The sequence below is a fragment of the Pseudomonas sp. 43mfcvi1.1 genome, from assembly GCF_900115935.1.
GTDB classification, from domain to species: Bacteria; Pseudomonadota; Gammaproteobacteria; order Pseudomonadales; family Pseudomonadaceae; genus Aquipseudomonas; species Aquipseudomonas bijieensis.
In genome coordinates, this window is sequence record NZ_UETT01000005.1 from 82,691 (window position 1) to 102,567 (window position 19,877).

The 19,877-nt window shown below is 54.6% G+C and carries 13 protein-coding genes, 1 other RNA gene and 1 pseudogene; 9 read left to right on the forward strand and 6 right to left on the reverse strand.

Going from position 1 to position 19,877, the window contains the following annotated elements; genetic code table 11:
• From DTP52_RS11280 to DTP52_RS11310, 7 genes are all read left to right on the forward strand, one after another.
• Complete coding sequence (locus tag DTP52_RS11280) at nucleotides 1-1,416, forward strand: saccharopine dehydrogenase C-terminal domain-containing protein (protein WP_109753458.1); 1,416 nt, start codon at nucleotides 1-3, stop codon at nucleotides 1,414-1,416.
• 16 nt (nucleotides 1,417-1,432) lie between these two features.
• Nucleotides 1,433-2,602, forward strand: coding sequence for an MFS transporter (locus DTP52_RS11285; protein WP_109753459.1), 1,170 nt, complete (start codon nucleotides 1,433-1,435; stop codon nucleotides 2,600-2,602).
• A 723-nt stretch (nucleotides 2,603-3,325) separates the two neighbouring features.
• Nucleotides 3,326-3,535 carry a hypothetical protein gene (locus DTP52_RS11290; protein WP_146206849.1) on the forward strand — a complete coding sequence of 70 codons (210 nt, stop codon included), beginning with the start codon at nucleotides 3,326-3,328 and terminating at the stop codon, nucleotides 3,533-3,535.
• 116 nt (nucleotides 3,536-3,651) lie between these two features.
• Nucleotides 3,652-4,164 carry a Fic family protein gene (locus DTP52_RS31595; protein WP_223538903.1) on the forward strand — a complete coding sequence of 171 codons (513 nt, stop codon included), beginning with the start codon at nucleotides 3,652-3,654 and terminating at the stop codon, nucleotides 4,162-4,164.
• A 1,253-nt stretch (nucleotides 4,165-5,417) separates the two neighbouring features.
• Entirely contained in the window at nucleotides 5,418-6,521 is a 1,104-nt protein-coding gene (locus DTP52_RS11300; protein WP_095667584.1) for a hypothetical protein, read from the forward strand.
• Between the two features lie 2 nt (nucleotides 6,522-6,523).
• A complete protein-coding gene (locus tag DTP52_RS11305; protein ID WP_109753461.1) occupies nucleotides 6,524-8,755 on the forward strand; it encodes a Mov34/MPN/PAD-1 family protein in 2,232 nt (743 codons plus the stop codon).
• Complete coding sequence (locus tag DTP52_RS11310) at nucleotides 8,742-9,956, forward strand: patatin-like phospholipase family protein (RefSeq protein WP_095667582.1); 1,215 nt, start codon at nucleotides 8,742-8,744, stop codon at nucleotides 9,954-9,956. The genes DTP52_RS11305 and DTP52_RS11310 overlap by 14 nt, the downstream gene beginning before the upstream one ends.
• Nucleotides 9,957-11,825: 1,869 nt before the next feature.
• On the opposite strand, the gene DTP52_RS11315 is transcribed toward DTP52_RS11310, so the two are convergent.
• Both DTP52_RS11315 and DTP52_RS11325 read right to left on the reverse strand, forming a co-directional pair.
• On the reverse strand, nucleotides 11,826-12,845 hold the full coding sequence (locus tag DTP52_RS11315) for a hypothetical protein (RefSeq protein WP_095667581.1): 1,020 nt from the start codon (nucleotides 12,843-12,845) through the stop codon (nucleotides 11,826-11,828).
• A 554-nt stretch (nucleotides 12,846-13,399) separates the two neighbouring features.
• Nucleotides 13,400-14,431, reverse strand: a complete 1,032-nt coding sequence (locus tag DTP52_RS11325) for an alcohol dehydrogenase catalytic domain-containing protein (protein WP_218278353.1) — start codon at nucleotides 14,429-14,431, stop codon at nucleotides 13,400-13,402.
• Between the two features lie 157 nt (nucleotides 14,432-14,588).
• Between DTP52_RS11325 and DTP52_RS11330 the strand changes: the two genes are divergently transcribed.
• Nucleotides 14,589-15,506 carry a LysR family transcriptional regulator gene (locus tag DTP52_RS11330; protein WP_218278354.1) on the forward strand — a complete coding sequence of 306 codons (918 nt, stop codon included), beginning with the start codon at nucleotides 14,589-14,591 and terminating at the stop codon, nucleotides 15,504-15,506.
• A gap of 302 nt (nucleotides 15,507-15,808) precedes the next feature.
• Here the strand turns inward: DTP52_RS11330 and DTP52_RS11335 are convergent, their stop codons facing one another.
• On the reverse strand, nucleotides 15,809-17,167 hold the full coding sequence (locus DTP52_RS11335) for a DUF4041 domain-containing protein (protein ID WP_109753464.1): 1,359 nt from the start codon (nucleotides 17,165-17,167) through the stop codon (nucleotides 15,809-15,811).
• A 403-nt stretch (nucleotides 17,168-17,570) separates the two neighbouring features.
• Here DTP52_RS11335 and DTP52_RS31335 point away from each other — a divergent pair, with 403 nt between their 5' ends.
• Nucleotides 17,571-17,936 (forward strand): hypothetical protein, encoded by a 366-nt coding sequence (locus tag DTP52_RS31335; RefSeq protein ID WP_109753465.1) that lies wholly within the window; start codon nucleotides 17,571-17,573, stop codon nucleotides 17,934-17,936.
• A 59-nt stretch (nucleotides 17,937-17,995) separates the two neighbouring features.
• Here DTP52_RS31335 and DTP52_RS11345 read toward each other — a convergent pair.
• The 3 genes and pseudogenes from DTP52_RS11345 to DTP52_RS11355 form a co-directional block, all read right to left on the reverse strand.
• Nucleotides 17,996-18,846, reverse strand: a pseudogene (locus tag DTP52_RS11345) (integrase arm-type DNA-binding domain-containing protein); the annotation flags it as partial.
• A gap of 183 nt (nucleotides 18,847-19,029) precedes the next feature.
• Nucleotides 19,030-19,427, reverse strand: a transfer-messenger RNA (tmRNA) gene (gene ssrA / locus DTP52_RS11350).
• A gap of 94 nt (nucleotides 19,428-19,521) precedes the next feature.
• Entirely contained in the window at nucleotides 19,522-19,812 is a 291-nt protein-coding gene (locus DTP52_RS11355) for a hypothetical protein (protein WP_109753466.1), read from the reverse strand.
• Nucleotides 19,813-19,877: the final 65 nt, after the last annotated feature.

Consider the following 19,877-nt stretch of genomic DNA (forward strand, 5'->3'; position numbering starts at 1 on the left):
ATGAGCAAGGAAGCGAGTTTTTCGGGCAAAAAACTGGTGTTTATCGGCTTCGGCTCGATCACCAAAGCGACCATCGGGCTGCTTGTCCGCGCGCGCGCATTCAATCTCTCATCGGTTGTGGTCATCGCTCCGCAGATAGAGCAACACCAGCCGTTCGTCGACCTGGGGGTAAGTTTTATCGACGTGGCGTTGACGCCCGAGAATCTTGGCCACGTGTTGCGCGATGTGGTCCAGCCAGGTGATTTCATCGTTAACCTGTCGGTCAATGTGAGCAGCGCTGATCTGATCAGGTTTGCCCATGCGCAAGGCGCGTTGTATCTCGATACCTGCATCGAACCCTGGGAGGGCACCTACAACGAACCCACTCTGACCACCTCGCAGCGTTCCAATTACGCGTTGCGCGACCAGTTGCTGGCCCTTGGAGACGAACTCGGGCCAGGCCCTACGGCAGTCGTGACTCACGGCGCGAACCCGGGCCTGGTCTCGCATTTCGTCAAATCGGCCTTACTGCAACTCGCTGCGAAACTCGGCGTGGCCGTGCCTGAGGCCCAGGGTCGCTTGGCCTGGGGCGAACTGGCGATGGCGCTGAACGTAAAGGTGATACACATCGCTGAACGCGACACTCAGCGCTCGTCACGCATCAAGTCTGATGACGAGTTCGTCAACACCTGGTCCGTCGACGGGTTCGTCAGCGAAGCCGGACAGCCCGCGGAACTGGGCTGGGGTTCCCACGAGAAAACCTGGCCGCCCTTCGCTCGCCATCACCCGTTCGGCTCAAATAACGCAATCTACCTCGAGCGCCCCGGTGCCTCGGTGCCAGTGAAAACCTGGACCCCCAACGGCGGCCCCTGCACTGGCCTGCTGATCACCCACAACGAAGCCATTTCGCTTCCCGACTTTTTGACGGTCAAGGATGGCAGCGTGCTGCTGTACCGGCCAACTGTGCATTACGCCTACCACCCTTGCGACGATGCCCTACTGTCGGTGCACGAGTATGTAGGAAGGGGCTGGAAGCTCCAGGACAGTAAGCGGATCATGAACGATGAGATTGCCCCAGGTGGTGTCGACGCGCTCGGCGTGTTGCTTATGGGGCACGCCCTCAACGCCTATTGGTACGGTTCGATCCTGAGCATCGACGAGGCGCGGCAGATTGCCCCCTTCAACACGGCCACCAGCCTGCAAGTGGCTGCCGGTGTGTACTCGGGCATTATCTGGGCCATCGAAAACCCCGACCGCGGGATCGTCGAGCCCGAACAGATGGATCATCGTCGGGTGCTGGAAATTGCTCTACCCTTCCTCGGAAGTCTCGAAGGTATCCAGACCGACTGGACGCCTCTGGACACCATTAATGCTCTATTCCACAAGCCCGAAGGTGAGCTCTGCCCGTGGCAGTTCGAACACTTTACCGCTGTCTAGCCAAGGTCGGTCACGAATGGAAAATGCCAGTATTGAGTACACCGACAAACGACGCTGGTTTGCGCTCACCAAGATAAACACTCTCTCGGCCCTGTCGCAGATCGTGCAGATTGGTACCGTCACTCCGCTGCTCTCGCTTTCGCTGGAGCAACAAGGCGTCGAGCCGGCAAAGATCGGGGTGATTGTCAGTGCCTCATGGTTGGCGATCCTGTTGCTCTACAAATGGGTTCCGCGTTTGCTGGCCCGTCTGGGGCTCGTCAAGACGAATATCCTCAGCGCAGCGCTGACGATTGCTGCGCTGATCGGTATGACTTTGACTTCCCATTTGGTGCTGATTTTTTTGCTGAACTTCGTGCTCGGTATTGGCTTGATCCTGCGCTGGATTGCCTGCGATACGTGGATCGTCGCGGTCGCCTCGAAAGACGAGCGCGGGCGCGCGATCGGAGTTCATGAGACCTTGATGGGCCTGGGTATTGCTGTTGGCCCGCTGCTGTTGGTTGTGTTCGGCGTCGGGAGTGCCGCGCCTTACTACGCCTGTGCCGTGATCGTGTTGTTATCCGGCGCGCTGGCCTTGACCCTCAAGGACTACGATACGCGACCGCAAACCCCGGCGGAAAAACGCCATGGCAAGTTGTTCAGCGTCATCCCCACGGCGCTGTGTGGCGCGTTTATCGCAGGCTTTTCGGAAACCTCCTCCGTATCGTTCCTTGCAGGCTACAGCCTCTCGGCCGGTTATCTGTTGACCGCCGCCACCCTGCTGATATCGGTGTTCGGCATTGGCGGCACCGTCCTGCAACTGCCGATCGGCTGGATGGCCGATCGCAGTTCGTACAAAGTCGGCCAATTAGTCTGCGGCTTGATACTGTTGTTGGGCACCCTGGCCATTCCGTTCAGCCAGCCGCTTCCTTGGTTGGCGACGATTATCGTGTTCCTGTGGGGCGGCGCCATTGGCGGCATGAACACCCTGGCAGTGATCGAGGCAGGAGACCGGGTTGGAGAACATCAAGTGTCCACCGCCATGACGGCCATTGCGATGTTCTACACCTTGGGTAGCGTATTGGGCCCCATTGCCACGGGGGCCACAGTGTCCTACATCAGCGAGCATGGATTGATGATCTCGGTAGGGATCGTCGGTGCGGTTTTCATTGCAATGTTGATTTTGCATAGAGCCCCCACGCGAGAGTGAATTGCGCCAGTGCACTTGTTTGGCACCGTATCCCTCTTGTGCCCCTCGCTGGAAAGCCTCCAGTAGCGCTGAAAGCCCCGTATTTACTGGATTTCAGGCACAAAAAAAGACGTCCGTGGACGTCTTTAGATGATGAAATGGTGGGCCGGGGTAATCTGAAACGGTAGTTTATCTTCTTGATTATTAAATTAAATATTATTTGTGTATTTTGATTGGAATACCAAATGGAATACCTCATGAGATAGCACTCCGATGACCCCCGCCTATATTCGATCTGAAAACCTTGCTTCGCATCTATGATAAGCAGTGATCTTCTCGCAGCAGTCGGGACAACGGGTAGCAATCGATCCGAGTCGGAAGGCGGCAACAGGCAGAAACCGGCCAAAAGCAGACCGTCGACAGACGAGGGACGAATGGGTAGCGTCGACCCGGCTAAAGCCTGCCCCCATATTGTCTGCAAAGGGCTGCGCGTGGTCGGAGCGATGCAGGCCCTTGGCGGTTCTCATCGGCGTTACAGATCGACAGTAGGTACTAAAACACACAGAGGCAAAGCGTGAGAACAGGCTACAATCTGCTGCATAGCCTATCGGCCCCCGCGTCGGTGTCTGGCGCCGGGAACGTAAATTTTCTTGCGCTATTTGTCAGCGGGATCGATAAATAAAGAGGACATCAGGCGTGCACCGGTGTCGAATGAATAGGTCAACCAGCGCAAAGGAGGTCAACGTGGCAAAGAATTTCTTGGACTTGAATACGAGCCCAGATCTGTTGCTTGCGCTCAAAGGGGCTGCGCAACATAAGCAGACGGCCGAAGAAGTATTGGAACAGCGTATATCGTTCGTTTACGGGTCTGTTGGCTCGAAGAACGGCATAACCCGCGAACAGGTTCGCAAGCTGATCTTTGAGCAGGAAGGAGTCGAAGGGGCGAAACGTTGATCCTCTTCGAGCTATGCGGAAACACCGAGCAAAATCCAGTCTACCAAGAACTGGAAGTCTCCAATGGCAATCGGCAGTACGACTTTTTGCGGTCTATAGTGGGTGCAGCATTGGCTGTGGACCGAGCGTTTCTGTCGAACCACATCATCAAGGCATTGAATTTCCATGCCATTACTTGCCTGCATACAAATGCAGGCGAGTACCGTCCTTGCCAAGTCGTCGTAGGCAATCATATGCCCCCCGAGCACTACCGTGTCGAGGCGCTCATGGACGATTTTGTGAATATAGTGAATAGGAGCTGGGAGCAATCCGACCCAGTGACGCTAACGGCATACGTGCTTTGGCGACTAAACCACATTCACCCGTTTATCAATGGCAACGGTCGAACAGCTAGGGCTGCCTGCTATTTCGTGTTGTGTGTGAAGTCCGGAAGCTGGCTACCAGGGACTACGATCCTTCCTGAGCTGATTTGTCGCAACCGAGATGAATACGTCGATGCACTACAGCGTGTTGATGCGTCCCTGCCTACAGGAAAGCTGGATCTAAGCCCGCTGCATGATCTGTTAGTCCGGCTAATCACCGAGCAACTCAGTACGCAACAGCCCCCCGCAGATAAGCCTCAGGATTAATCTCTATAACGCCTTCGTCGTTTCGCACGAGAATTATTCCGGGGATATAGCCATTGTCAGCGTCGGGGCGTTTTCAACGTTCAGTAACAGACAGAAAACGGCCAGAAGTGGTCGGTCGACTGATTAGACTGCGGCGGTCATGCGGGGCGAATTAATAGAGTTCACCCGCCTTCACCACCAACGCGTAACTGCTCCAGCAAAAAACGACGTGCTGCACGAGACGGTGCGCTGATGCTGCTAGGGTGCTGGATTCGAAAGCATTGAATGCGCTGGTATAAATTGAATCGCCACAGTTGGTTAAGCGGAATCCCCTGCTCGCAGAAGTCACCCAACTCGCTACATACACTCGATTCGCCCTTATGGGGAAAATACCCTGGCGAAACCTCGCACTGCTGGCGCCGTTTGCGAAGATAATGACATCGGGCTGCAAAATATTTATTTGAGCTTTTAGCAATTGCTCCGATATCTCCAGCAGTTTTTCAAAGTGCTTCTAGTGCATCGGAGACTTTTTGTTCCAAGCGAAGCAGAACAAATTTGCCCAAGCGATGCTTTGCGTACCATGATCCTCGGCCAAGTTGCGCAGCAAGTTGAAGAAGCTTTCGCCTCGGTCTTTGGGTTTAATATGAACCTGGCGAGGTAATCTTGCTGTACTGCCATCGCTTTGCAGATGTAGGTTTCCAAGTTCTCGAATTTGTCATCCCCTTCCAACACGTCCCAACGGCGGGTTTCGCGCCCGACCACCAGAATTTTCTGCGGTGCAAATGGTATGCAGGCGAGGTGCCCGGGAGAAAAAGGCCAGAAAGCTTGGCGTATTCCGCTTCGTGGGATCAGCTACGGTCGAGCCAGTGCCGCGACAGGCCTGTGAGTATTTCGCGGTAGGCGTTGGCCAAGGTTTGTTGCGTGCTATCCATTGCGTAGCTTCCTGAGTAAGGTCGACTTGATAGCAAAAAGGGAGTGGGCATTCAACTTGAGTTGATACACATGGCTGTAGCCCCCGGTTGTACCCAGCAAACCACTGTCAGAGATGCGCACCTGTGCCACAAGACTTGGATCTCACCCTTCTGCAAGGCCGTTGGTGGTGGGATTTAGGTTAAGTCAGGGGGTAAGTATCTCCCCTGAAAGGCAAGAATTCCTGACTAAATCGCTTATTTTGTGCCTCTATTGATTTTCTGGCACAACATGTAGTAATTTCCAATTGTGACCAATAATGGCCTAAAGCCAGTCGAACGACGCTCCGTTCTAAGGGACCTAGTATGCATATTGTTCGGTTTTTCCCCATCGGCAACGCCGATACCTGTCTCATCGAGCTGGCCAATGGACGTCGAATTCTCTTCGACTTTGCTGACATGCATAAAGCTGATGATCCTGAGGACAAGCGTTGCGACTTGGAAAAGGAGCTGCGGGACATCCTGGGTGACGACAAGACGATTGACGTGGTCGCGTTCACCCACCTCGATAAAGACCATTGTAACCGCGCGAAAGAGATTTTCTGGCTGGATCATGCCGCCAAGTACCAAGGCGACGATCGCATTAAGATCAAAACTCTTTGGGTCCCAGCGCATGCCGTCCTGGAGGTGGGGGTTGAAGGTCAAGCTCGTACCCTTCGTTCTGAGGCGCGCCACCGATTCCTTCAGGGGGAAGGAGTGCGGGTGTTCTCTCGTCCTTCGGAGTTGGATGATTTCCTCACCGAGCGGGACATCGACCCGGCCAAGCGCCGCAACTTAATTAGCGATGCAGGCACAACTTGCCCAGAATTCAACCTTGCTCATGATGGTGTTGAATTCTTCGTCCATTCGCCGTTCGGTAAGCGCGAAGGTGACGACGTCGTTCGCGTTCGCAACGCCGATGCGCTGTTTATGCAGGCTACGTTTGAGGTCGAAGGTCAGCAGACCAAGATGATCCTATCGGCAGATGTACCCCACGACGTCATCGATGACATTGTGTTTGTCACCCGATACCACGACCGTGAGCACCGCCTTGAGTGGGACATCAACAACATCCCGCACCACTGTAGCTATACGGCTCTGAGCGACGAAAAAGGCGAAGAGAAGACTGTCCCCTCTGATTCGTCGAAATGGCTCTACGAAGAAGCCGGCCAGCCGGGTGGGCTCTTGGTATCTACCAGTAAGGTCATCCCGACTGACGACCAAGATAAGCAGCCTCCGCACCGCCAGGCAGCCGCATATTACAAAGATGTAGCCAAAAAGCTGGGTGGGGAGTGGGTCGTCTCCATGGAGCATCCGACCAAGACGAAGCCAGAACCGCTGGTCATTGAAATCAAGAGCACCGGCTACAAAGTCCGTAAGCAGACGCCGAAGGTGATCATCACCACCCCCGCACCACGCGCGGGAATTTGACCATGAGCCAGGAGTACGAAGCGCCGCGGTCCTCTCTGGCTCGCTCAGTAGTGCGGTACCTGAGTGAATCGCCGAACCACCCTTATGCAACTTTGACGAAGGTGAGCCGTAACGGTACTCACGACATTCTCGACATTGAGCTTGAGATCGAGCTGGAGCAGCGGCGCCAGGTATTGATACAACCACGGGAGCCAATCCAGCTTGTCTTCATGTACAACGACGACTCTTGGCAGCCACGGGTGCTGTCGAGTCGTGAGGATTTTCCTGTAGGTATGGTTCACACCAACCTGGATCGTGACGTAAACGGTGGCCTGGGTTTGTGCATCTGGGAGGAGGGTTGGACCGACTTGGCGACGAACCTCACTGGCCAAGCCTTGATAGAAAGGATTCGATCCTGGTTCTCCTTGATGGCCGCAGGCACGGTGCATGATGACGGTCAGTTTCTGGAACCGCTGATTCACTCGGGTTCAAACACGCTGATCATTCCCTCAGGGGAGATGCTCGGCCCGTGGTATATCCAGATTGCATTCAAGCACGAAGGCCATACCACTATTGGAATGTCTAGGGAGAAGCCCGAGAAAAATGTAGAGGGTAATAATTTCGCCATCTATACACCGCAGCTTCCTGGACTGCTCCACCGTGGTCTAGCCAGAACGCCTTATGATTTAGGGGCGTTACAGCGCCTCTGCCTGGACCTAGGGTTTGATTTGGTTCAAGACTTGGCTCGATGGTTGTTGGAGCCTGAGCAGTTGAATGGTGCAGAAAGCCGGCAACCGATGTTAATTCTCACGGTGCCCAAGCGGCGGAGGGCCGATGGGCCAGATGAGCAGCCGGAGGTTTGGTGTTACACCCTTGGTGAGAACCTTGCCCAGCTAGGGGAGCGGCTGGATGTAACCATCACTGAAGCGAGAACTGGGCTTACTACATCCAAGCTCTTCGGAAGTACTGCTAATGCAGATCTTTCCTCCATCTCCATGGACCCTTGGCGTATCGTTCAGAGACTCGATCGTGTCACCGCCCGCCACTTTGCCGGTACTGAACATAAGAGTGATACTCCGTTGCTGGCGATCGGTGCCGGCGCGATCGGCTCGAACGTGGCAATGATCGCAACCCGCTCGGGCATAGGGCCCTGGGTGCTGGTCGACGGAGATATTACGTTGCCGCATAACACGGTCCGTCAGGTGCAGAGGAATGCTTCGGTAGGCTTTCCGAAAGCGAGAGTGTTGCAGATTGACCTTGAGCAAGTGCTAGAGGAAGGTGGGAATACAGCAATTCCCGTCAACGTCTTTACACCTGGTGAGCACGCGGGCGCGCTCAATGCTGCGCTCCAAAACTCCGAGATTTCTGTGGATTTTAGCGCCTCACCTGCGGTGTTGGGCTGGTTATCGGACCAGCCCGTTAATCGTGGTGTCAGTGCGTTTTTCGGCCCTGATGGCTCTGATCTAGTGGTGCTTGCCGAGGATAAGGCTCGAGATACCAAGCTCGATGAGCTTGAGGCTCAATACTTCTGGGCTGTGGCTACCGAAGCTCAGCTGTGTGGGCACCTGACTGCTGCGCGGGTTGACCGTATTCGCTATGCAAATGCATGCCAAGACCTCTCGCGGCCGCTACCACCGTGGCAGCTTCAGACGCTTTGTGGTCTTGCTGCCGGGCAGTTGGCGCAGCTCATTGAAAACGATGATGCAAGCTTCAAAATCTGGAGGCTCACTGTGGAAACAGGCGCTGTACAGGCATTGGATTTGCCGGTGCAACCAGTCAGTCGGTTTGAAACTGCTCAGATCCGAGTGACAATTACAGCCGAAGCCGTTCGAACAATGCGTGAGCTGCGTCGACAATCTGGAAGGAACGAGACAGGAGGTGTTCTGATCGGTACCTTCGACCTGGTGCGCAATGTGCTACACGTTGTTGCAGCACTTCCTGCTCCTCCAGATAGTAAGCAAGCGCCAACCTATTTCATTCGAGGTATCAAAGATCTTAAGCCGCGTATTGAAGCGTTGGCTGACGGTTCTGCTGGACGTTTGCATTACATCGGTGAGTGGCATAGCCATCCTGGAGGTGTGGCGGCTCGGCCTAGCGCTGACGATGAGAAGGTCTTTGCCCACCTGGATACCCATTTGGGGCCACTAGGGTCGCCATATGTGATGTTTATTTGTGGTGAGCGGGACAGTTGGCTTCGTGCAGGATGGAACGAGCGTGGCGTGGCGGAGGGAGTGGTGACATATGAGTGTGAGTGATTCCCTGCTGGTTTCTCAGGATGAAGGTACCGACAAGATAGCTCTAGCTCTGTCGGGCGGTGGTTCTCGAGCTATGGCATTCCATTTGGGCTGCCTCCGTGCATTGCATGACTTAGGCGTGCTTCAGCGGGTGTCTACCATCACCGCGGTTTCGGGTGGGAGCGTATTGGCGGGCCTATATTGCAGCCACCCTGGAGACTTCGAGGCCTTCGAGGCCAGAACACGTGAGATCCTTCGTGAAGGCTTCGCCAAACCTGCGCTCTGGAGGGCATTAAGTTCTGCTGACGGGGTTAAAGCCGTAGCTTATGCAAGTGCGCTGGTGGTCGAGCGAGCGGTGGCGTTTTTCTGGCGAATTGGTCAGCGGGTACTCCGTAAGTGGAGGGCGGGAGAGCATTGGCCTAATTCAGCGCCGTTCCTGCGCAAGGCCAGCCGTACCACCATCATGCGAAATGTCTTCAGCAAAACGCTCAACGGCTGTTTGCTGAAAGACCTGCGAAAGGATCGACCACAGCTCATTGTCATAGCTTGTGAGCTGCGAGCAAAGGCAGCGTTTTACTACACCAGAGATCGCCTTCATTGCTGGCGGTATGGATCCGCTAGCTCTGAAGGGGTCGAGCTGGCTGATGCTGTCGTGGCTTCAGCAGCATACCCGGCATTTCTTCCAGCTCTCGATCAGCGTCTGCTTTTCAGTAAGGCCTCGGAAGAGCAGGCGCACAGGATTACCCTCACTGACGGGGGCGTTTACGACAACCTGGGCTTGGCTCCGCTCTGGCCGGACCGAGACTTTTCGGAAAGTCTCCCGGTGCCACGCCATGATTGGATTATTGCCTGCCGAGCAGGTTATGGCCTCGAGGTCACTGAGCCCGCTTCAATGTGGGGCGCGCGCATGGGGGCGTCGTTTGAGAGCGTGTTCGCAAGAGCCCAGAATCTAGCGATGAAACGCCTTTTTGACCTCAAAAACCTAGGCAAGCTCAAGGGCTTCATGTTGCCCTATCTCGGTCAGAAGGACAGTACCCTCAAATTTACTAACCTGGATATGGTTACCGCTGAGGCCACAGCGGGCTATGCGACCAATTTCAATGCAATGGACAAAGAGTGGATTGAGCGGCTAGTAAGGCGAGGAGAGCAGATTGTCCATGCGCAGTTTAAAGAGCATTGGCAGTCATACATGCCCCCTACGTCGGTCAAGACCAAGGTCTAATCTCTTAACGCAGTGATGCGCGTAGGTGAATGACTGCGCGCTGGATATCCAAATAATTTAAGAAAAATGAAGGATATATCGATTGGGCGATTAGTGACTCGCGGAGAGCAAATTGTGCTGGCCCAGTTTGAGCAGCACTGGTCGTCGGGGTACAGCAGGCACAGCCGCAACCTAACCAAGAAACTGGTAGGCTCTAAACTCCGAGCTTGGCATTGCAGAGAAAGGGATACACTCGCTTATGTTCAAAAACCAATTTTTTGCTTCTGCTGGCCAGGAAGATGGCGAGCCGCGTCGTAAAGGGCGCGTTTACGCTGCCATAGAAGTTCCTGAGCTAGATGACGGTTTGCAGCCGTATGAGGCTGAACCAGTCTACCTTGAGTGTGTCGATACCTCTTGGTTAAACTCTTTTAAGGCGAGCGAGAATGGCCCGAGTTGGAGCAAGTTATTTCAGGCGGCACCGCTATCAGTACTTGAGCTGACTAGCTACAAACTTCCTCTATTTCCTGAGGGTTCTAACCCCGGTGATATTGCGTGGTTCGAATTTGGGTACGAGCCCGCTTCTAGCTCGGAGAGTGATGCGCGGATTTACACCACTCTCCTTTCTGAAGGAGCGACGGTCAAAATATCTTTCCATGAGCCTCGTCCGCTTGGCTGGGCAGAAAGGGGGGGAATAGGGGAAGTCGCACAAGCTCTGGCTAAATATAACTCTTCTAGTAAATCTCAGTATTCTCTGAAAAAGCGTTTAGCGAGGGTATCTACTGCTGGCGGAGTTGCGTTTTATGATGTTGGGCAGGGTGCGTGTCAGGCTGCCATTGATAATGATCTGCACATTCCTCAACTTTACGTAGATTTCGGAGGGGGGGTGCTCACGAACAAAAAGACATTCCCCGATGGTTTTGCTGGTTTCTGCTTCACCTGCGACCCCATGGTCATTCTGTCTCATTGGGATTGGGATCACTGGTCTTCAGCTCAAAGGTGGCCTGAGGCTCTAAATACGCCTTGGCTGACACCGCCAGTGCCCTTGAAGCCAATCCAGCTGGCATTCGCTGCTGAGTTGCATGAACGAGGTTCCTTGCACATTTGGGACGCTGCATGGCCTGGGACTATCACTGCTGGAGCGGTCACTATCGAGCGTTGCACTGGACGGACGTCTAACGATTCTGGGCTGGCAGTCACGCTGCGTCGGCGGCGTAGTAGCCCCAAGAACTGTCTCCTCCCTGGCGATGCCGATTACGCCTGCATTCCTTCTGTTGTGGCTGGGGAGTCGTTCAACGCTCTGTGCATGACTCACCATGGCGGCAGGCTGCACTCCCCTACTTATCCAAAAGCAAAGCGCGGCGCTGCATCCGTACTTTCTGCGGGGCCCCGGAACTCCTATCGTCATCCGCTATTTGACACAGTCGCGACTCACCTAGAACACGGATGGAGCTTGCCAACAGGTACGGCTTTGTCAGGACAGCGCCCATGCCATGTATTAGTTCCGTGGGGGGGAAGGCCACACATTTTGCAAGGTGGCTGTCACGCTGGGAGGTGCGCCACCGCTGTTTCGGCCATTGCTCCGGCAAACGGAAAAATCACCAAATTTGCCCGCCGCAGTGAGAACGCTATGTGAGCCGGAGCAGCTAAGCTCAGCCTCACCTCAACGATCGCTTCTGGCCGCTTTCTGCCTGCCGCTAGGGGCAGTAAGGGGGGATTGCGGTCGGCCGTGACAGTCAGCAATCGGCCATAAAGCAGACGTTACATTAAGAGCTGCTTTTGGCCGATATTGATAGGGTGGTGGATTTCAGCTGCAATCCCTCAACAGCCGCATGCCTCCCCGCCTCGCATTATCTATTTCTCAACGCACGCGATTCAGCCCCTGCGCCCTCGCTAAGCGACTTCTAATAGACCATTGGTCGCTTTCACATGATTCACCACTGCTTCAGTGATTTGAGGAATACTCCACCCTTCGGCATTAATAATGGTGCTATCTGGATAATCGGCTTGTATGTGCAACACATGGTCATGCAGACATACAAACAACACGTCATTATTTTTTAGGCGTGCCTTGAGCTCTATCAAATATTCAGGTGCAGCCTCCGATCCCACCACCATGACACGCGGAGAAGCAAAATTCGCAATTGCGGAACGGTCAATTACGGCAACTGAACGGTTTGACGTGCGAATTGCTTCCAACCAAAAACCGTCTATTAACGATTCAACCAAAGTGAATTGGTTCGTGTCGAAGATAATGTCCACAAGCTTTGGGAACCAGGCAACATAGCCGATGGCGGATGGTTTTAGCTCTTCAGTTGTAAAACATGCCCGAACCAATTCCTCAGCTAGTTTAGTCAGTTTTTTATCAACATACATCAACCTTGAAACTAGCTCATCGTATTCATGCTTTTGTACCGGGTGACTCAGGTGCAGTATCTCAACAGGATCAACATGACCGTTACCTTGGCTCGGTTTTAGGTCAAAGCGGGTCGCGACATAGGATCTGCGGAGCATCTGCAGTTGCTCATCTGAAACCTGACTGAGCGTAATGATCAGGAAACGTCTGCTCTTCCCTTGCACCTCGCCACGACCAATGGCCGCAGCCAGGCGACCATAGTACTTGGCCTTCTCGTTTTCCATATCTGCCATGCAACCTGACAGCAAAGCGGTGTAATCATCCGCTGTCAGGTGCTCCGTGACCTCCGGAGTAACCTCCCCAGCAAAGACGCTTTGGATGAATTCCTGGTAACGTTTTTCAGACCGGCGCTCCATCTGCGCAGCCGCTTGTTTACTAAGCAGCTGCAACCCTTCATAGCTCGCTGTCAGCAAACCTCCTCCGGGGAGCATTCCAATTCCAGCCTTGGCTGCGATGGAGATCAGTTCAGTGAGGGGGTGTTCGGCGTCCTTCGTCATTCCACTTCTCCAGTTGTATGGCTCGGCATTAACCATCGCTGAGCGTAGGCCAGCTGTGCGCGGTAAGCCATTCGACGTAGAGCTTTTCTTGGCTGCGGTGCTGACGGGTTCACAGGCAACACGGTTCCGACATTTAAAGCGAGCAAAAGTCATCCAAGCTGAAAGAGCTGAGCGCTGGGAGCCCGCCCCCGACATATATCAGGCACACCTCAAGGTGAATGCTCAGCACAACCTCGAATCCGCTAACACTCTGCGCGACCCTGAATCGTGATCGAGGCAGGTATCAATCAGGGATTTGTCAGTGCCAGCTTCTGGCCGATTTCTGTCGGTGGCGACAGGCAGAAAACGGCCATTAGCAGACCGCCCCACACGGATCAGTGGGCTCGCTTTGAGGTACCGAGGTTTCTAGAAAAGCTATACCTATTCACGCACCCGCCCAAGATGCGATGCATCGCTCTGGAAGCGGAAGCCGATATTTGTCAGTCGCCAACAGGCATCTGCATGTGTTGGAGTCGAAGCCGGCGACCTCGCGGTCGCCGGAACCGCTCTGGGAATCAATTTCCGCCGTGAGGCAGGAACACACCACGGAATCGCATCTTCCCGGAGGACAGGCGTTCATAAGCCTCCGTTGCTTGGTCAAGAGAGAAGGTTTCGACTATAGGCTTGACCTTACCCTTCGCGGCCAATTCGAGAATTTCGGCGAGGTAGTGCTGTCCGCCATGCGTGGAGCCAACCACCCGTTGGCGCATCATATGGAATGGCTTGCCGTCGGACGGAATCGAGAACGGCTTGCTGAAGTCGAGCCCGCAAAGGACGATGCGACCGTCAGGATTGACTCCTGCGAGCGCCTTTTCGGCGGTTTCGAAGTCGTTTGTGGTGATCAGGAGCACGTCGGCACCTCCGACTGCCAATAGCTCCTCGGCATTGGTGACGACGTGGTCTGCGCCCAAGTCGGTCGCAAGCTTGCGCTTGTCTGGGGAATGCGTGATCGCGATGGTCTCGAATCCGCATGCCTTTGAGAACTGCAAGGCGACGTGGCCCAACCCGCCGATGCCTAACACCGCGACCCTGTCACCAGGTTTCGGCTCCGCGTCTCGCAGGCCGCTCCAGGTGGTATAGCCCGCGCACATCATGGGCGCGGCGTCCGTGTAGGACAGCCCATCGGGCAACAATACCGTGCCTTCCGCAGAAATTGCGATGTACTCTGCGTGCCCGCCCTGCGACGCGAAGCCGGTCGTCCTGGGCGAAACGCAATTCATGGCCGTTTGGCCGGTCAACGGGCGGTTCTGGCGGCAGTACGGACATCGACCGCACGAGGACTGTACCCAGGTGGTGCCGACTCGGTCTCCAACTTTGCGCGTGTGGACGCCCGCACCGACTTCGACGATTTCGCCGACCACTTCGTGACCCGGGGTCTGAGGATAAATGTCACCGCCAGCCCCCTGAGTTGCCCACACGTCCGTATAGCACATACCGGAGGCGTGAACCTTCACCAGGACCAGCCCTGGCTCTGCCTCGGGCATGGGAACCTCATGAACCTCCCAGGGCTTGTTCGCCCCGGTCATCACAACTGCCTTCATCTTCATCGCATTTTCCTTTCGATCAAGTGGTCATTACTGTTAGGGCTGCGGACGAGATGCTCTGAGAGCGACACCGGCCATTTTGGAACCGCGATGCTGCAGCTTCATTCGAGTCTATGACTCATTGACTGTCGCGACAATCTGGTCAATATTTGATTTCATGATGAAACTAATTCACCAATCAAAGGGCAATGATCTGTCGGCGTTTGCCGCATTTTTAGCGGTCGCAGCGCACCGAAGTTTTCGCAGCGCCGCAGTCGATCTCGACATGACGCCCTCGGCGATCAGTCATTCGATCAAGGCTCTCGAACAACGGTTGAACGTCCGCCTTTTCAACCGGACGACTCGAAGCGTCTCCTTGACCGAGGCGGGAGAACGCCTGGCCGTAAAACTAAGACCGGCAATGGCCTCAGTTGAAGAAGCCGTTCGGGAGCTAGAGGGTAATGACCACACTCCTTGCGGCACGGTGCGAATCAATGCCAGTGAGGGCGCCATCCGGTTGGTGCTGTGGCCAGTGCTTGCGCGCTTTTTGCGCGAGTATCCTCGCGTCCATCTCGACATATTCAGTGATGGCAAGCTGAGCGATATCGTTGCCGATGGTTTTGATGCGGGTATCCGATTAGCGGAAGCCGTACCCAAAGATATGGTGGCCATCCCAGTTATGGGAGAGGTCCGCTTTGCGGCAGTGGCGTCGCCCAAGTACTTCGAGCAACGCGGATATCCAGTAGTGCCGCAAGATCTGTATGACCATCATTGCATCCGCTTCCGGTTTGAAAGTGGTGCAATCTACCGATGGGAGTTTGAGCGCCATGGCGCTGTCGAAAGGATCAACGCTCCCGGCCCTCTCACATTGACTGATCAATCGTTGATGGTGGAGGCAGCAATCGAGGGAATAGGGATCGCCTTCGTGCCCGACCATCTTGCAGCACATGCGCTCAAGGAGGGCCGACTCAAACGAGTTCTGGAAGAGTGGTGTCCCGCGTATCTAGGGCTGTGCCTCTATTACTCGGCGAATCGTCATGTACCATCCGGCCTCAGGGCGTTGATCAATATGCTGACTGATAAGCGGTCCGACAATTAGACGACCTTGCGTCTAGGAGGCGGCGGGCCCGTGGTAACTCCGCCTGGCACAATTTGACGACCAGCATCGTCAGCGCCTTGCCATTGCAGCTGTCTGCGGCTCGATCGTTGGCCAAGCGTCTCGGACGCGTCCGTGGTCTTAGGGAAAAGGGGACTGATTTATTTCTCAGAAATTATATCAGTCCCCTTTTCTCTGCTTGCAATCCGTCCGCTTCTGGCCGAAAGGGGACGTTTCCGTCCTTGTGCTTGTTGGATGGATCCGTCGCAACCCGGGCCCAACAAACGTGCTTCCAATCGGTAGTTTCAGCTTTGTGCCGTAAGTCGTTCCGATTGCTGGATTACGGGTTTTGGCAATGCCATGCGCAGGCTTTCGCGATACTGTTCCGCCGGTGCTTCATGGATAACCTCGACAACAGCATCGTAGTTTTCTCGAATGACCGACTCAATCTCAGCAATATCCGCGCGGAAGAACTCCTTGCGCCCGTTAACCTTGTTGAGGCGACCTACGGCAAAGCGTTCGTGCAGTTTTGCTTCCAATGCGGGAGCGTTATTCGAGAAGATCATCGCATGCACGTCAAACCAAAACGGTACCGACGCATCACCCAGCTCATCAACCCGATCCATGGGCTCCAAGCGGCGCGTCATACCGATCTTGTAAATTCCTTCTCCGAACGCCCCTAGGTTCGAGATCACGTACACATAGCCTGCCTTGGCATTCTGTTCGCGATAGTCAATGAGCTTTTCTTCGCTCTCTAGCTCGGCTCGGCCCGCTTCGACCTCGGCTAGCTTCGCCAGCAAGGCGGCACGCTCTTCTTCAGATTCTACTTTGTCCAGGCGAGCCTGGAGGTCGCGCATGGCGGTCGTAAAGTGTTTGCGCTCCTTGGCTATCTTCTCGCGGGCTGCGCGAATCTCCTGCTCCAGCTTCTGTTGTTCCCGCAACTCTTCTCGTGCGCGCTTCGCTTCTTCCTTTTCCTCTTGCTTCTTGATCTGAAACTCTTGGGCAAGGTGCAGTTCATCGAGCTTGAGGCTCAGATAAGCGCGCGATATCTCTACGCTCATAATCTTGCCAAGGCGGTTGCAGGTTTCGAACGATTTGAGAATTCGTTTCTCGCCCAGTTCGACATTGTCAAATTTAACGTTGTCCACACAGACATCGGCTTCGTTGTTGAACGAACGAATCACCAGCTTGATCATGTCGTTAACGAGCTTTCGACCTTGAGCCTTGCTGTCGTTGACCGTCCAGTCCATGTTCCCGGTCGCTGCCTCTCCGCCCTTAATCATCGCTTTCTGACGTTCGCGGACACTTTCCAGTCGGGACTTGTATTCTTGGCTGGTGGTTAGCTTGAACTTGGGTTCATAGAGCGCAAAGCTTTCCAGCAGTAACGTCTCCTCCCATACGAGTATCTGCCCCTGCAAATCAGAGGAGCGTTGCGCTAGCGCAGCCACCTCCCGCTCAGCGCGCTGAGTTTCTTGGCGGACGGCAGTAAGCCTCTCTTTCTCTTGCTCGATTAGCTTCTGAACCTCCAAGACGTCCATGGCGCCGATCTTCGTAGTTAGCGCTTGGAGCTGCGCATATTGCGTTTGAAGATCCGTAAGCTGGGCTTCCAAATCATCTGCGCGTTGCCGGTGGGCGGGGCCTTTCCAATAGTCGCTAAGGGACACGGGTTCCTTCCTCGTTTCTGAATCAAATGGTCGTTCAGCTTCAAACCAACACAGACGCCTTTACAGCGCAAAGCGTGAAGGCCGGCTGCGCAGTGATTCAATCGCTTTCAGCGTTGATATGCATCGGGTCGGGGTGGGGCTCGTTAGGAAGGAAGGCGAAAATGCAGAGACTTCTTTCCTTGTGTGGTGAGCCATTATTAGGCCATCCCTGGCTAGAATGAGCTGAAACAACCATTCGTGCAAATCGTTGATGGTAAGCGGGCGGTGAACACATCTTGCGTTTTATCGTCGTGAGTTGCAGCTCCAGGGATAGGCAAGCAGACCTATCATCAGGCACGACAAAATGGCTTAAGATCATCGAAGGCTGTAATGGAACATTTCGACTAAAAGGACGCGACATCTTATGGAAATCCCCCTTGCTCAAATCAGGGAGCGTTTGAACAATCGCCGATTTACGGTAGCGGGTAACGCCCAGGGGCTATCCGGTGCTGGCACAGTATTTCACTACCATGTCGAAGAAGATTCCATTTGGGGTACTTATCAAGGTGGCCGGATCCGTATGGGTCATCAAGTCGGACGCGTGACTGGCCCCGATACCATTGAGCTTCTTTATCATTGCTTAACTACGGATGGTGAGATTCTTGCTGGCTGGTCTCGTGGCACGGTAAGCGTTGATCACGCAGGACGTACCACTCTGATGTTCGTATGGGGTTGGTTGTCGGGCGCGACTGGAGGTGGGGAGTCTAGCTACGTTGAGCTTGCTGCGTAGTGGTTAAGCTTTTTGATTACGCTCGCGTCCATCTGTGCGGTAGCAACTCGGAAATCTCAAGCGTGCTCCGTGAGCGGGATGATGTGTGTGCGACGTTTCTTCATTCGCTCCGGTGGAATCGTCCAGATCTTCTTCTCGAAGTCGATGTCAGCCCATCGGGTGGTCGCAGCTTCGGATGGCCGAGTCATCGTGTGCAGTTGCCACTCGATGAGGCACCGGGTGGTTCTTTTGATGCTGGCGTTGGCAATCGCCACCATGAGTTCATTGAGCTCATCGGGGGGCAATGCCGCCATGTTTTTCTGAAGACCGATCGAATTCCGCTCAGGGGGTTGGCATGAATGAGTCCGTAGTTCACCCCGTAAGTCATGATTTCGTTGAGACGTTGGGTCAGGCGCTTGACCGTTTCCAAGCTGCCTTTGGTCTCAAGTGGTTTAAGCAATTTGATGACCTGAGGAGCGCTGATTTCAGAAATTGGGGTCGCGTGCAAATCGGGTAAGACGTGAAGTGTGAGCGATCGCCAAATGTCTTCAGCGTAGGCAGTTGTCACTGAATCTTTCTTCAGTTCAAACCATGCCGTCGCCACGTTTTGAAAGGTGTGCTCTGTCGCAGCTTTTTTCGCTTGGCGATCTGCATCGCGTTGCTCTTTCGGGTCCAGTCCTTGGGCAACCAGCTCCCTGGCTTCAACCGTGCGCTTTCGCGCATGAGCCAGGCTGAGTTCCGGGAACGTCCCCAGTCCCATGTTGATCCGTTTCTTGGTCACGGGATGGATGTAGTTGAAATTCCAAAGCCTCGAACCGTTGGTTCGGACTCGTAACTGAAGGCCGTCGCCGTCGGTCAATGTGTAGTCCTTGTCCTTGGGCTTGGCGGCTTTGATTTTCAGGTCTGAAAGGCGTGTGGCTCGGGCTCCCATGGGTACTCCAACGCTGTTTGTGTATTCCAAAATTTACCAGTCACGGGCTTGGAATACGCCTTGGAATACATTTCAAAATGGATCTGCCTGAAGCGCTGTGGAGCTCAATGGCCCTGAAACCCCCGTATTTGCTGGATTTCAGGCACAAAAAAAGACGTCCGTGGACGTCTTTAGATGATGAAGTGGTGGAGCCGGGGGGATTTGAACCCCCGTCCGCCAGTACTCCGCTGTCGGTACTACATGCGTAGCCGTGTCTATTAAGTTAACCCTCAGCGACCCGACGGGCAGGGTGCTTTGGGCGAGTTGTGTAAGTTTTAGCCGCTTCGTCCACAACGTACTGCACGGCGATTCTGTTCTATATGACAATCACTTTGGGTTTACAGACATCCCCTGGTGATTGCTGGACCCGAAGGTACCAGAAGCTCAGGATCTAAGGCTGCTTACGCAGCGATAGCGTATTCCTGGCCGTAGGTTTCGTCATTGGCAACTATAGGAAGTTGCAACAGTGGATTTACGAGTTCTGTTACCAACTCGGCATGCACCTAAAGTTTCGCAACCGGCGTCGAATCCTAAACGGCCCCGAGCCTGGCGCTTCTTGAAGCTATTGAAGCGGCAAGCATCTGCAGTGTACGCCAATCCGCGTCCGAGGCCAACCCGAAGGTTGGCCCGAGGCGGTCAGGAGTTTTTACCGTCTTTACTGACCTTCTGGATATCCTGGATGGTCTGGGTGGTTTCGGAGATGCATTTTTCGGTGCCTTCCTTGGTGTTCTGGGCTTGATGCGCCTTGGCTTGCTGGACGCTGGCCTCAACGCGTGCACTGACGTCCGGCGCCTTGATTTGGTTTTTGGCGTTGGCAATGGTTTGCAGGTTGGCCTCACAGAGATCTTCGGTGCCGCCAGCGGCAAACGAGGACGACGCCAGCATGGAGGCAGTGATGAACAGACCTAGCAGTACAGAGCGTTTCATGTGTCTCTCCTTGAACCGAGGGCGCAGGCATCGCCGGCCATCAGTACGGCTACCAATTTAGGGAC

Excerpts from the sequence above, each read along its gene's own strand:
- DTP52_RS11280 (WP_109753458.1), top strand. The coding sequence starts at position 1 with ATGAGCAAGGAAGCGAGTTTTTCGGGCAAAAAACTGGTGTTTATCGGC.
- DTP52_RS11310 (WP_095667582.1), top strand. The coding sequence starts at position 8,742 with ATGAGTGTGAGTGATTCCCTGCTGGTTTCTCAGGATGAAGGTACCGAC.
- DTP52_RS11325 (WP_218278353.1), bottom strand. The coding sequence starts at position 14,431 with ATGAAGATGAAGGCAGTTGTGATGACCGGGGCGAACAAGCCCTGGGAG.
- DTP52_RS11285 (WP_109753459.1), top strand. The coding sequence starts at position 1,433 with ATGGAAAATGCCAGTATTGAGTACACCGACAAACGACGCTGGTTTGCG.
- DTP52_RS31335 (WP_109753465.1), top strand. The coding sequence starts at position 17,571 with ATGGAAATCCCCCTTGCTCAAATCAGGGAGCGTTTGAACAATCGCCGA.
- DTP52_RS11330 (WP_218278354.1), top strand. The coding sequence starts at position 14,589 with ATGAAACTAATTCACCAATCAAAGGGCAATGATCTGTCGGCGTTTGCC.
- DTP52_RS11315 (WP_095667581.1), bottom strand. The coding sequence starts at position 12,845 with ATGACGAAGGACGCCGAACACCCCCTCACTGAACTGATCTCCATCGCA.
- DTP52_RS11305 (WP_109753461.1), top strand. The coding sequence starts at position 6,524 with ATGAGCCAGGAGTACGAAGCGCCGCGGTCCTCTCTGGCTCGCTCAGTA.
- DTP52_RS11355 (WP_109753466.1), bottom strand. The coding sequence starts at position 19,812 with ATGAAACGCTCTGTACTGCTAGGTCTGTTCATCACTGCCTCCATGCTG.
- DTP52_RS11300 (WP_095667584.1), top strand. The coding sequence starts at position 5,418 with ATGCATATTGTTCGGTTTTTCCCCATCGGCAACGCCGATACCTGTCTC.